The organism is Gloeothece verrucosa PCC 7822 (assembly GCF_000147335.1).
Taxonomy (GTDB): Bacteria; Cyanobacteriota; Cyanobacteriia; order Cyanobacteriales; family Microcystaceae; genus Gloeothece; species Gloeothece verrucosa.
This window is the reverse complement of sequence record NC_014501.1, coordinates 2,025,857-2,039,523: the sequence shown is the minus strand read 5'-3', so window position 1 is coordinate 2,039,523 and position 13,667 is coordinate 2,025,857. Positions and strand designations below refer to the sequence as shown.

The window sequence follows — 13,667 nt, the reverse complement described above, 5'->3', positions numbered from 1 at the left end:
ATATAACCATTAGTCATTTGAAAATCTTTTTCTCGTTTCCCTTTCCCTTTCCCCATCCTGCCTAGATAATATCTGCGGCAAGATCTGAGATTTGGGAAGAATACCTCTATTGGACTGTCACTTATTAATCAGGAAATTCTATGAATCGTACAGAACTTTTAAGCCGATACACCGCAGGACAAAGAGACTTTAGTAATTTGCAATTGATAGCACTCAATCTCAGAAATATTAACCTCAGTGGGGTAAACTTTAGTGGTGCTGACCTTAGAGCCGCAAACCTAAGCCAGTGCAATTTAACCGGTGCTAATCTTACTGGGGCAACGCTGACAGGTGCAAATTTGACCGAAGCTAACTTAACGGCGGCTATACTTAATGATGTCGACCTTAATAATGTTAATCTCAGGGCAGCCTGTTTAAATCGAGCCATTCTGCCTTCTCAAAAAAGTTTAAATTTGAATTCTAATTGATTTTCTACCGTCTCGGAGTGGAGTAGCGGGTGAGGAGATTTTTTCAGTGCCAAAAAGGGCATCAAAGCGGCTTTTAAAATCCTTACCCATCCTCAAATTTAAGGCTCTTGATTTAATTTAGATTTAAAGATTGCTTCGACTTCTTCATAAGGCATATCATAAGGATAGGGATAAACCTCAGCATTAGGATTACGACGATTAATAAATAACTCCTGGATAGCTTCATCATCTGTTGGATGTGCCAAAATATATTTTTTTAATTCTTTTCGAGTCATGTTTTTAAAATCAGGTTTACTCATCTTCATTAAATTCCCATCTTCCAGTTTGATAAATAGTAATTTCTAAACTTTCCTCTCTTCCTGCAATAATATAAATATTTTTATTGAGAGGATCAAACCTAAATAACCAAATAGGTTGTAGTAAATTAGAAAGCAGTTGACAGATAAAAATTACTGTATTTTTTTGCTTCTCAGTTGGCAATGATTCACTCCTCAATTAATAAAATTAATTTTGACCGGTTTTAACGGTTAGCTTAAGCTTTTGAGTCAACGTCTCTTCATCGCTTATTACAGACTGAACCGGTAACTGTTTTAACACTTCTTCTAACGAGACATATTTAGGGCGCATCCGAATTAAATAATAGCCGTTGTTTTCGATAGGTTTCGTTAAATAGTTTTCTTCTGTAATTTGGCTCCAAGTTAACGGTAAACTCGAACGATCATAAATTGTCAAGTAAATGTCATAATTCTTAACTAAGTCGGAATCAAGAGAAATTTGTAGCGCCTGTCCTCGGGTTAAATAATTATAGACAAATTCAGTATCCGTTGCCCCAACCGGTAAATATTCCTGTTTTATCAAGGATTCTGGTAGCCGCTTTCTCAGCCGCAACAGGGTAAAAATATAATAATGAAGACTTAAATAAAACCAATTTTTTTTCTGAATTAAATCTAAATAAAACTTATTAATATCTGAAGGAATCGATTGAGATTCTACAAATATCTGATCATCCACTTTAACCGTTGGAACAATCACTTTTTCACCCCAATTATAATATCTCAATCCGATACTATATTTACCGGGTTTTAAGGCTAAAGATGCCCATTGTTCTTGAGGGTTAATGCGATTTGATTCAAGACTCGCGATAGTTTCATACCCTGGAAAACTATAAATAACGGCGATCCAGGATCGAGTAGTTTGATTAGCTGAATTTAAATCAATAGCAATAGATTGATTAACATTAAAGGGCCCAAGGGTTCCGATGATGGCGTGGGTATTCCAGCGAGGACCTTTTGTCATTAAAACCGGTAAGCTGAGGGCGGTTTTGATCACGACTTCTTCAGATAGGACTCGCCATTGTGAGGCTTTACTTTTATTAAAAGTTAAATAGATTGTGTAAAGATTGCCGATGAGGAATTTCATGGCTTTGTAAAATAAGAAGGATAACAAAGCCAAGGGGATTTCAAAAATTGTTGATGTTTTTTGGGTCATAATTTTTTAAAAACTTTGTCCTGTCTTCCCCAAAATTTGCTTGATGATGTTAGCCAATTGTTCATAAGCGTCTAAATGTAAGTTGTGACCGCCTTTGAGAATAATTCGCTTAGCGGCTGACATGGCTTTTTGTTGTGCTTGGAGGTCTTCGGGACGGTTAAAGTCACTGTTATCTCCATAAATTAAGGTAATAGGGGCTTGAATTTGTTCGAGTAAACTAATATAGCGAGATCGATTAATCCCATTAAACTCGATACCGGCCCGAGTTCGCAATAATGAGTCCCAACGCCAACGAATACCGCCTTCACAGGGTTCGGTGATGCGTTTGGCTAATGAGATCGCTAACGCTTCAGACATAGCGGGTGTGGCTGTTTGTAAGCGTTTAGCCGCCGTTTCTACATCGGGAAAAACGGGATGTTCTGGCGGCGAGGCCAGATAATTTAAATGAGTGGCTAACTGTTCGACTGCATCGGTTTGGCTTACTTCTGTGGGTAAAACTGTCTCCACTAAGACCAAATTCTTCACTTTCTCGGGACGGATAGAGGTAAACATCGCCGCAATAATAGAACCGAGGGAATGTCCTACTAGAGTAAAGGGTTGATCGGTTAAAGAATTGGCGATCGCATCTAGATCAGCCAAGAAATCAATTAAATTATATGACCCACCCTTTCCGACATGATCGGATTTTCCCTGGCCGCGTAAGTCAGGGGCCACCACTCGGTATCCTAGTCCGGCCAAACGGGTGGCCATTTGACCCCAAGCCGCCCCCTGTTCTAAAATTCCGTGAACACATAAGATTAATTCCCCTTGTTTTGGCCCCCAACTACATAAACAAAGGTTCAGGCCACGAATATTTATATACTCTTCTTCGAGGTGGACCTCTTCGGTGATCCCCCCTTCCCCCCTTAATAATGGGGGTATATTTTGATGGGGAAGTGGGTAATTGAGAGAGATGGCTAATTGACGGGTATTGTCTCCTAGGGGGTGAGGGAGTTGTATGTCTTTCCAAGCATCGGCTAATTTCGGGTCTATTTGCTTGCGTTTAGAGAAGTTCGGATCGCCCACAGACATAGATTGATTGTATACGCCGTCTGTCATGCGTTGGCCTTGATAGGGGTCTAAAAGGGCGCTATCAAACGGTATATCTAAAAACTCACATAACGCCTGCATTGCTTGAGAAGGTTGAGTGACTAAGTCTTCATAGCGCAGTTGATAATAGCGATCTGAACTAATGGTCTTAGAAAACTCGATAATATTGCGGTTACTTTCCCACCAGATAGACTCAGCTAACTGATAGGGGTTATCTCCCTCTGAACCCACCAATTTATCCATTCTCATGCGGCAAAAAGAATCTATGACCGGATAGGGATGTCGGACCAGATGAATATATTTTGCCCCTTCAAATATGGCCTCGGCGCGATCTAAAATTTCCCGTTGCATTCCATAAGTGGGAGATTTATCTACCAGTAGCCGCTTGCCGGCTGATTGCTGTAACATTTCATACACATCAGGAATAGAGATATCTTCCGCTATTAACCGTTCAATGAGTTGTTGTGATGTCGCCGAGTCGAGTCCTTGTAAGTCCATGAAGGCCCGTTGTAGTCCTTCTCCGAGATAGGATAAGGCTAATTCTTGGTTCCGTTGTCCCATGCTATTGAAGGGTAGCAAGTGTAACTCGGGGGGAGAGGCCAAGTCCGGATGTCCGGCTAACATCACTCTTAATAGGGTTGATCCTGCGCGAGGACTAGATAAAATGAAGAGTATCCCGGGTAGTTTTTTGGTGATAGTTAGTGGTTGGTTGGCTATTGTCAGTCGACTTACCACTAACTCTTGCTTACTGGTTACTGGTATTTGACCCTTTCCGTGTGTCCGTTCAAATTCAGCCGCTAAATAGTTAGCCAAGGCTTCAATTTTAGGATGTTGATAAATTTCTCGGGGATATAGCATTAATTGCAAGTCCCGTTTAAGCTGGTTAATGGCTTCCATGATCATTAATGAGTCCATCCCAATATCTAAAAGACTATCTTCGCCGGATATTTGACTGGGGGAAAGTTGCATGATCTGGGCCATCGCTGACTGAAGATAAGCGGTTAATGCTTCTGTTCGTTGTTCGGGGGAGAGGGCTAAAAGGTTTGCTAAGATTTGTGATTGAGAGTGATCGGGTTTGACTTGTTCTGGTGAGAGTTGAGTGATTACTCTTTGGAAATAAGGTGATTGTCTTAATTGAGGGAATTGTTGGGCTAAGGTTTCCCAGTCTACTGATACGACTCCGATCTGAGCAATTTTATCGGCTAATAGGTGAGATAAAATATCTAGGGCTGGTTCTATGTCGATCAGATCCAGTCCTTTTACCGCTAAACGAGTGGCTTTTGCCATTCCTCCTGATAAGGCACCCCAGTTAACCGTTAATGCGGGTAGTCCTTGAGACTGTCGGTAATAGGCCATTCCATCTAAAAACCCGTTTGCTGCGGCATAGTTTCCCTGTCCGGGTGAACCGAATAAGGAGGCGGCAGAGGAAAACATGACAAAGAAATCTAAGGGATGATTTAAACTGGCTTTATGTAGGTTCCAGGTTCCTTCGACTTTGGGGGCTAATACTTTCTTAAATTTTTCCCAAGATAATCCTTGTAATATCCCATCATCTAACAGTCCGGCGGCATGAATAATTCCTTTTAACGGTGTTTTAATTTGATTAAATACCCTGTCTATATCCTCTTGTCGAGTCACATCTGCTTGGGCGATGATAATTTCAATGCCTTGTTTTTCCAGATGTTTGATCGTTTCTTGGGCGTTAGCTGTGGGGTGACTTCTCCCCATCAAGATTAAATGTTTAGCCCCCGCTTTGGCTAACCACTGGGCTACTTTTAACCCGACAGCGCCTAACCCCCCTGTAATTAAATAACTGCCATTTTCATCAATAGAGAATTTTTTCGGCTTTATTTCGGCTTTATCTATTCTAGCCACATAGCGTTGTCCGTCTCGAAAAGCTAAATATTGTTCTCCATCGGGATTAATAATGGCCGATAATAATAATTTTGCTTCATCTGTATGGGGTTGAGTCCCTATATCTATTAGGCCCCCCCAATAGTCTGAATATTCTAGGGCGATCACTTTACCTAACCCCCATAACATCCCCTGTAAGGGTATATGAGGGGCGGCTAGGTCTTCTGTTGTTACCGGTTGAATACCTCGGGTTGCTATCCACAACCGAGATGACAGGTTTTGTTCATACAACGTCTGTAACAGATATAAAATGCTTTGCGGGTTTGACTTGCTTATCTCGTCCTCTTCAAGACTCCAAAGATAGATGATCCCTTCTAGAGATTCTCCGCTAGTCTTAAAGGGAGTTAAAAGACGCTGAAAGTCGTTTTTTTCGGTGGGGTTAAGGGTCTTATGATTGCCATTTTTATCGCCTTTGTCTGACTGAACTAATAGCGAGGTTTTCCCCAATTTTTCTAACTGTTCGGCTACAGTTTTTGCTAATCCTTGTTGGTCACCAAAGATTAACCAAGTTGAGGTTTTTTGATTTGATAATTGATGAGGGTTTATGGGTTTAGCTTCCCAGACCACTTGATACAACCAATCTTGATTCGGGGGCGAAACTTGTTCTGTCGTAAGGCGTTTTGTCCCTGTGTGAATTTCTAATTCTGGCTTTAACCAATACCGTTGACGTTCGAAGGGATAAGTCGGCAGTCCTCCCATTCGTTGACGCTGATAGTCTGCCTCAAATCCTGCCCAATCTATGTTAATTCCTTGTACATATAATTGCGCTAAACTTGTTAACATTTGTTGCCAATCTGATTGTCCTGGGCGTAAACTCGGCAACCAAAGATAAGCGTTTTGATGATTAACAGAACTATCTGATTCAATGATTGACCGCCCCATGCCTAAAAGGGTTGGTTTCGCCCCAATTTCTAAAAAGATTTGATATCCTTTACTTTCCATCAATTTTATGCTAGGAGAAAAATGAACCGGATTGATAACATGATTGACCCAATATTCGGGGGTAGCAATTGCTTCTGCGGCTAAATTTCCACTAACATTAGAAACTAGGGGAATTTGAGGTAATGAATATTCCACTTCTCGCGCTATGGATGCAAATTCTTCTAGCATGGGTTGCATCAAGGGCGAATGAAAAGCATGAGAAACTTGTAAGGGTTTTGTTTTGATGCCTTGATGGGTTAATCGGTCTGTTACTTCGATGATGGCTTGATTTTCTCCGGAAATAACTAAATTCCGTTCTCCATTAATCGCGGCAATAACCACTTTTTCATCATGAGAATTAATGGCTTTTTTGACGGTTTCTTCATCACTCAAAACGGCCACCATTTGACCATTTTGAGGCAAAGATTGCATTAATTTTCCTCGGTGAGCAATTAATTTCAGTCCATCTTCTAAACTAAACACTCCGGCTAGGGTAGCGGCGACATATTCTCCCACACTATGACCCATAACTACACTCGGTTCTATGCCCCAAGATAGCCACAGTTGTGCTAAGGCATATTCTAAGGCAAATAAAGCTGGTTGAGTATAAGCGGTTTGGTCTAGATAATGGGCTAAATTTGAATTTTCTTGAGGATATAAAACCTCTAGTAAGGGATATTCTAAATAGGGTTCTAGGAGATCAGCACAAGTATTGAGGGCGGCTCGGAAAGTGGGCTGAGTTTGATATAATTGATAGCCCATGCCGATATATTGCGACCCTTGTCCAGTAAATAAAAAGGCTATTTTGGGATTCAGTTTTTGGGCTATTTGTGGGGTAATGAATTCACCCCGACTCAATTTTTCGGCTAATTGTTCTCGAGATTGGGCAATAATAGCTAAACGGTTTTTAAATTGTGTTCGTCCGTTATTGGCCGTAAAACAAATATCTTCTAATGAGGCAGAGGGAAAAGCGGTTAAATAGTGTTGATAAGACTTCACTAAAGAAGATAAATCTTTTTCTCGTTTAGCCGCTAACGTCAGAATATGTAAGGGACGTTCTAGTTCTTCTACCTGTCCTCTCTTAGTCGGGGAGAGGTTTTGATATTCCCCGACAATAATATGGGCATTTGTGCCGCCAAACCCAAAAGAACTAACACCAGCTAAACGCGGTCTATTTTCAGGCTTCCAAGGGGTTAATTGAGTGGGAATAGAAATGGGGCTATCGTCTAAATTAATGTGAGAATTGAGGCGATATAAATGAAGATGGGGAGGAATTTCTTGATGTTGTAAACAGAGGAGAACTTTAATTAATCCGGCGATACCGGCGGCGGCTTCTAAATGTCCTATATTGGTTTTAACAGAACCTAACCAGAGGGGGTGTTTTTCGCTTCTGCCTTCCATTAAAACGGATTTTAGGGAATTCACTTCGATGGGGTCCCCTAAAGCGGTGCCGGTGCCATGAGTTTCCACATAACTAATATCAGCCGCACTCATGCCCGCATTCATTAAGGCTTGACGGATGACCCCTTGTTGTGCTATACCATTGGGTGCCGTTAAGCCGTTACTGCGTCCATCTTGGTTGATGGCGGAACCGTGAATAACCCCTAAGATGGGATCACCGTCTCGGATGGCATCTTCTAGAGATTTTAAGACAATTACGCCGCAACCTTCCCCGCGCACATAGCCATCTGCACTCTCATCAAAGGTTTTACAACGTCCATCAGGGGCCATCATCCCGGCTTGGGTAAAGGTTTCGCTTAACTCAGGGGATAACAAGATATTTACCCCACCGGCGAGGGCCATTTGACATTCGCCGCTTTGGAGACTTTTTATCGCTAAATGAATAGCCACTAAAGACGACGAACAAGCGGTATCGACCGTTAACGAAGGGCCGCGAAAATCATACAGATAAGAGAGACGGTTAGCGGCGATACTAGCGGCGTTCCCGGTACCGGCATAGGCACTAGGTTCTAAGGCATTTTTGAGGCGTATTTGGGAATAATCATGACTACTGATGCCGATAAATACTCCTGTATTGCTCCCGGCTAATTGATTGGCGGCTAAAGCGGCTTTTTCCAGGGCTTCCCAACTTACTTCTAATAATAACCGTTGTTGAGGGTCCATTTCTTGGGCTTCTCGGGGAGAAATGCCAAAAAATTGAGCATCAAAAAGATCCACGCCTTTAAGGTAGCCGCCCCAATCATCTCTATCCCAACGTGCGTTAACTTGGGTAATTTGGTCTTTTCCCTGCCGCAAAAGTTGCCAAAACTCATCAGGACTATTGGCCCCCGGCAAGCGGCAACTCATACCGATAATAGCCACTGATGAAGAGGTTTTGAGAGGTTTTGAGGTGGCCAGGGTAGTCTCTACAGTCCCAGAGGCTAAATATTTAGCTAGGCTTTCAACCGTTGGGTGATCATAAGCTAGGGTGGGGGATAATTTCACCTTTAACCAGTCTTCTAACTCGGCGGTAATACGCACAGCTTGAACTGAGTCTAACCCATAACTAGCAAAAGGTTCTGTGATTTCAATTTCCGTCGGGGATAGGCCTAAACGTTGGGCAATATTGGTCACTAACCAGTTTTCAATAATTTCTTGTTGAGGGTTAGATTTAATTATGTGCCCTCGTTTTTTACGAGAGTTAACCTCTAACAACTGTTTTGAGGTTTTAGGTAACGTTTGTGCGGCTGACCATTGACCCACACTATTTAAACTCCCTTCGAGAAACTCAGCTTTGCAAGCATGACGTTGAATTTTGCCGCTAGAGGTTTTCGGGATGCTGCCGGTTTTTAATAAAACAATGGCATAGGGTTGTAATTCATGGGTTTGGGTGACCGCTTTACGAATGGCGCTGGTGACTTCTTCGACATTTAACTTACGAATATAACTGCGTTTGACTTCGTAAGTAATGACTAAACGTTCTTCTTCGCCTACTTCTACCGAAAAAGCCGCCCCACAACTTTCTCGTAAAGCTGGATGACTTTTTTCGGCGGTCATTTCGATATCTTGAGGATAATGATTTCTGCCGCGAATAATAATTAAATCTTTTAAACGGCCCGTAACAAATAATTCCCCATCTTCTAAAAATCCTAAATCTCCGGTGCGTAAAAAGGGACCTTCTTGAGTATCGGCTGTATAGGCATTAAAAATAGCTTCTGTGAGTTGGGGACGCTTCCAATAACCTTTAGCGACACTCTCACTATTAACCCAAATTTCTCCTATTTGATAATTATCGCACTGTTTTAAGGTGTCAGGATTAACAATAATTACTTTTTGCCCGCCGCTAATTTTTCCGCAACTGACCAAAGTAAGATTATTAGGTTCTAGAGGTGAGGAGGGAATGACTTGATTTTTTTCAATTCCTTTAGCATCAAAATCTTTTAAAAGCGGATAAACGCCCCGGGTTCCGCCGCTAACAATTAAAGTGGTTTCTGCCATCCCATAACAGGGATAAAAAGCCTCTTTTCGGAAGCCGCAGGGGGCAAAGGCTTCAGCAAACTGGGCTAAGGTTTGGGCGCGAACCGGTTCAGCGCCGCTAAAAGCTAATTCCCAACAACTTAAATCTAAATTTTCCCGTTGTTCTGGTGTAATTTGTGTGGCGCACAATTCATAAGCAAAATTCGGGGCCCCACTGGTGGTGATGCGATAGCGGGAAATGACTTCTAACCAGCGCAAGGGACGTTGTAAAAAGGTAACCGGCGGCATCAACACCACATAAACATCAGCATAAATGGGTTGAAGAATGCCCCCAATAAGTCCCATATCATGATAAGGCGGCAACCAGGACGCGCCCCGGCTAGAGGGGGTATCTCGGAAATATCCATTAATTAGGGCGGCATTGTGCATCAAATTCCCATGACTAACCATAACCCCTTTAGGGTTGCCGGTTGACCCACTGGTGTATTGTAAAAAGGCGAGTTGGTCAGGTTTTAAGTTCGGTCTTCGCCACTGGTTCGATAAAGATAGTTCGAGGTTATCGGTTGTAACACATTGAATGGCTTCTGTAGAGATTTGCGACTGAGTTAATTTTCCTTCAATGGTACTGACAATGCCTTGTGTCGTGAGGGCAAATTTTGCCTCGGCATCTGAGACTATAGCTTGTAGGCGTTCTATAGAACGGTTAGCGCGGGGGGGATAAGCGGGAACTGGGATCACTCCTCCATATAAACAACCAAAGAAGGCAGAAATAAATTCCAACCCCGGTTGATAGAGTAATAATGCCCGTTCTCCAGCCGCTTGTAGTGACTGAAGCTGCACTGCGATCGCCCTAGCCTGTTGGTCTAACTGCTGATAGGTTAGACTAAGGGTTTCGCTTTCCCCATCCCCGAGAAAGGTAAATATTGTTTTGTCAGACTGCGCTTCGGCTTGATGGTTTAATAAGTCAACAAAGTTGGAGAAGTTCCGCTTCATTTATCGTTGCTTGTTTTTGGTAAGATTTAGGTTAGTTGTTAGGGTGTGAGTGATAGTTAGGTCAGGTGAGTTGGGGGTTAAACTGGTAAAACTACATGATTCCTCATCCTTTTTATCTTATAGTTTGGCGATCCCGTGCGTATAGTGTCCTCTGTGACAGGATAACCGATCGCAGCCGAAAAATATAGTCTCCCGAGAACCCTTAATCATAATTCTCTCTAAAGAAACAGATCGGGATAGAAAATTAGGATTTCAATAAGCCTTGCTAATGATATTCTAGTACATGGGTATGATTTTTGTGGGAATTTCTGAGCCTTGTTAGATGAAGCTAAAGTGTCTGCCTTTTTATGAAACGATAGGGGGGTGCGGCTTATCTTGGTGATAGTTTGGCCATTTTGTCGGAGGTCCCAGACGAAACTATTGATTTAATTTGTACTTCACCGCCTTTTGCCTTATTAAGAAAGAAAGAATATGGCAATGTGAATGCCGATCAATATGTCCAATGGTTTGAAACTTTTGCTCAACAATTTTATCGAATTCTAAAACCTAATGGTTCTCTTGTTATTGATATTGGTGGAAGTTGGGTTAAAGGATATCCTGTTCGATCTCTTTATCATTTTGAGCTAGTGATGCACCTGTGTAAACCTCGTATTGAAGGAGGCTTAGGATTTTATTTAGCCCAAGAATTATATTGGTATAATCCAGCTAAATTACCCACACCGGCAGAGTGGGTTACAGTTAGGCGAGAACGAGTTAAGGATGCTGTCAATACTATCTGGTGGTTATCTAAAGATCCTCATCCCAAAGCTTGTAACAAAAATGTTTTGCGGCCTTATAGCAAGGCGATGGAAAATTTTTTAAAAAATGGCTATGATGCCAAATTACGCCCTTCCGGACATGATATTTCCAGGAAATTTCAAAAAAATCGAGGCGGTGCTATTCCTCCTAATATTATTGATGCACAAGAAAGTGCTGTCGCTACTGCGATAGGTAGTCCGGTTTTGGCTACATTTGATTGGCTTTTGTCTAATGATTTAGCTCAACCGGTTAATGTCATTTCTGCTTCTAATACTGCATCTAATGATTACTATCAAAGAAGATGCAAAGAAGAAGGATTAAAACCTCATCCCGCCAGATTTCCTCAAGCGCTACCTGAATTTATCATTAATTTATGTACTGAACCAGGAGATTTAGTTTTAGATCCCTTTTGTGGCTCTAATGTGACGGGGAGAGTAGCCGAAGATTTAAAAAGACATTGGTTGGCTATTGATATTAATGAAGAATATTTGAAAGCGTCGCAATACCGATTTGAACAAGCGGCTAATTCTCTAGTTATGCCTTTAGAAGCGGATCAAGATATTTCCGTTAAATAGTAACAACAGGAGAATTTACTAGAAGTGCTTTTCAATATGCTTATCGTATGATGGAAGTATCCCGTTACTACATGATTTTGCTACAAAAGCAAGATTTAGAACTCATTAAACAAGATAAAACTAATATTATTACAATTTTAGATAAAAAAGCTAGACGAGTATTTGCTAAAAAAGAGTTAGGGATAACGGATGAACAAATTGATCAAATCCTAATCGAAGAAGAAACACTCGAATTAGAATAAAATTTAGCGAGAAAAGTTTAGGAAACATCTAATTTAAGGTTTTAGATTGATTCAGCAAGCCCTAATTACCAATTTGGCAAGACAGCTAAAACCGGCAAACTTGCGACACATGGGCGATCGCACTAATGGGGAATCCAGCTAAAACCCCTGCCCAAAAGTGTAAACTGGTGGAAGAATGGCCGTATTTTAATCGGCCCTTAAGCCAATATAACGGCTAGAGAAAACAGCTAAGTTACAATAAAGAATTGCACCATAAAAACTTATAGATAAGCGCGACAGGGGTAATCTGTGACTGTTAGAGTACGTATCGCACCATCACCAACCGGCAACTTACATATTGGAACCGCCAGAACGGCTGTTTTTAACTGGCTATTTGCCCGCCATCACAACGGTACATTTATATTACGTATAGAAGATACTGATTTAGAACGGTCCCGCCCAGAATATACCGACAATATCAAAATCGGACTCCATTGGCTAGGACTTAAGTGGGATGAAGGCCCCTTTTTTCAAACCGAAAGGCTAGATCACTATCGTCAAGCGATCCAAACTCTACTCGATAAGGGGTTAGCTTACCGTTGCTATTGCACTCCCGAAGAATTAGAACAAATGCGGGAAGTTCAAAAAGCTAAGGGTTTACCCCCTCGTTATGATAACCGTCATCGTAACCTAACTCAAGACCAACAAGCCGCCTTTGAAGCAGAAGGAAGAAAACCTGTCATTCGTTTCAAAATCGATGATGATCGAGAAATTGTTTGGAATGACCACATTCGGGGTAAAGTCGTCTGGAAAGGAACCGACCTCGGGGGTGATATGGTCGTGGCCCGTACCCCTGACACTGACTCGGAAGCGTTTGGACAACCCCTCTATAATTTAGCGGTGGTGGTGGATGATATTGATATGAACATCACTCATGTCATCCGAGGAGAAGATCACATCGCCAATACCGCTAAACAAATTCTCTTGTATGAAGCATTAGGCGCAACAGTGCCAGAATTTGCTCACACTCCCCTGATTCTCAACCACGAAGGGCGCAAACTGAGTAAACGCGATGGGGTAACTTCTATTGATGATTTTAGAAAAATGGGGTTTCTTCCCCAAGCGATGGCTAATTATATGTCTTTGTTGGGATGGACTCCCCCCGACTCTACCCAAGAAATTTTTACCCTTGATGAAGCCGCTAAATTATTTAGTTTAGATCGAGTCAATAAAGCCGGTGCTAAGTTTGATTGGGATAAATTAGATTGGATTAATAGCCAATATCTTCATAAAATGCCCTCAGAGGAATTATTAGAGTACCTAATTCCTTACTGGAATGAGGCAGGATATCAAATTGATCTTGATCTTGATCGCCCTTGGTTAGAACAACTGACCGCTTTAATTGCACCGAGTTTGACTCGTCTGAGTGATGCGCCTGCCGAAAGTCGTTTGATTTTTGGAGAGTCAGTTAATTATAGTGAAGAAGCGATCACTCAATTAAAACTTGATGGCGTAAAAGAGATTATCACAGAAGTTCTTGAGGCAGTCTCCAGTCAACCTAAGTTGAGTGAAGAAGAAGCTAAAAGCATCACCAACCAAGTCACAAAAACCCAAAAAGTCAAAAAAGGGTTAGTGATGAAATCTTTACGGGCGGCTTTAATGGGAGAATTACAAGGTCCGGATTTGATTCAATCTTGGGTATTATTGAATCAAAAAGGATGGGATAAGCTTCGTTTACAAGAAGCGTTAAATATGATATGATCTCATAAATATAGAGATGAAAA

Annotated in this window: 8 protein-coding genes; 4 read left to right on the top strand and 4 right to left on the bottom strand. The window is 41.7% G+C overall.

Features of this window, described 5'->3' with window-relative positions; all coding sequences use genetic code 11:
* The first annotated feature begins 140 nt into the window (after positions 1 to 140).
* A complete protein-coding gene (locus CYAN7822_RS09030) occupies positions 141 to 467 on the top strand; it encodes a pentapeptide repeat-containing protein (protein WP_013321942.1) in 327 nt (108 codons plus the stop codon).
* Positions 468 to 565: 98 nt separating this feature from the next.
* Here CYAN7822_RS09030 and CYAN7822_RS09025 read toward each other — a convergent pair whose 3' ends face one another.
* Genes CYAN7822_RS09025 through CYAN7822_RS09010 form a run of 4 tightly spaced genes read right to left on the bottom strand, consistent with a single transcriptional unit; the run spans position 566 to position 10,289 of the window.
* A complete protein-coding gene (locus CYAN7822_RS09025; protein ID WP_041933184.1) occupies positions 566 to 766 on the bottom strand; it encodes a DUF6887 family protein in 201 nt (66 codons plus the stop codon).
* Positions 759 to 947, bottom strand: coding sequence for a DUF6888 family protein (locus tag CYAN7822_RS09020; protein WP_013321940.1), 189 nt, complete (start codon positions 945 to 947; stop codon positions 759 to 761). The genes CYAN7822_RS09025 and CYAN7822_RS09020 overlap by 8 nt, the downstream gene beginning before the upstream one ends.
* A gap of 24 nt (positions 948 to 971) precedes the next feature.
* Entirely contained in the window at positions 972 to 1,955 is a 984-nt protein-coding gene (locus CYAN7822_RS09015) for a DUF6208 family protein (protein WP_013321939.1), read from the bottom strand.
* A 6-nt stretch (positions 1,956 to 1,961) separates the two neighbouring features.
* Positions 1,962 to 10,289: a hybrid fatty acyl-AMP ligase/type I polyketide synthase gene (locus CYAN7822_RS09010; RefSeq protein WP_013321938.1), complete on the bottom strand. Its 8,328-nt coding sequence runs from the start codon at positions 10,287 to 10,289 to the stop codon at positions 1,962 to 1,964.
* Between the two features lie 395 nt (positions 10,290 to 10,684).
* On the opposite strand from CYAN7822_RS09010, the gene CYAN7822_RS09005 reads away from it, so the two are divergent.
* The 3 genes from CYAN7822_RS09005 to gltX all read left to right on the top strand — a co-directional run bounded on the left by CYAN7822_RS09005 (position 10,685) and on the right by gltX (position 13,644).
* Entirely contained in the window at positions 10,685 to 11,662 is a 978-nt protein-coding gene (locus tag CYAN7822_RS09005) for a DNA-methyltransferase (protein WP_245602718.1), read from the top strand.
* A gap of 47 nt (positions 11,663 to 11,709) precedes the next feature.
* On the top strand, positions 11,710 to 11,904 hold the full coding sequence (locus CYAN7822_RS37560) for a hypothetical protein (RefSeq protein WP_245602716.1): 195 nt from the start codon (positions 11,710 to 11,712) through the stop codon (positions 11,902 to 11,904).
* Between the two features lie 288 nt (positions 11,905 to 12,192).
* Positions 12,193 to 13,644, top strand: a complete 1,452-nt coding sequence (gene gltX / locus CYAN7822_RS08995) for a glutamate--tRNA ligase (protein ID WP_013321936.1) — start codon at positions 12,193 to 12,195, stop codon at positions 13,642 to 13,644.
* The last annotated feature ends 23 nt before the right edge of the window (positions 13,645 to 13,667 follow it).

Excerpts from the sequence above, each read along its gene's own strand:
- CYAN7822_RS09015 (WP_013321939.1), bottom strand. The coding sequence starts at position 1,955 with ATGACCCAAAAAACATCAACAATTTTTGAAATCCCCTTGGCTTTGTTA.
- CYAN7822_RS09030 (WP_013321942.1), top strand. The coding sequence starts at position 141 with ATGAATCGTACAGAACTTTTAAGCCGATACACCGCAGGACAAAGAGAC.
- CYAN7822_RS09025 (WP_041933184.1), bottom strand. The coding sequence starts at position 766 with ATGAGTAAACCTGATTTTAAAAACATGACTCGAAAAGAATTAAAAAAA.
- CYAN7822_RS37560 (WP_245602716.1), top strand. The coding sequence starts at position 11,710 with ATGATGGAAGTATCCCGTTACTACATGATTTTGCTACAAAAGCAAGAT.
- CYAN7822_RS09010 (WP_013321938.1), bottom strand. The coding sequence starts at position 10,289 with ATGAAGCGGAACTTCTCCAACTTTGTTGACTTATTAAACCATCAAGCC.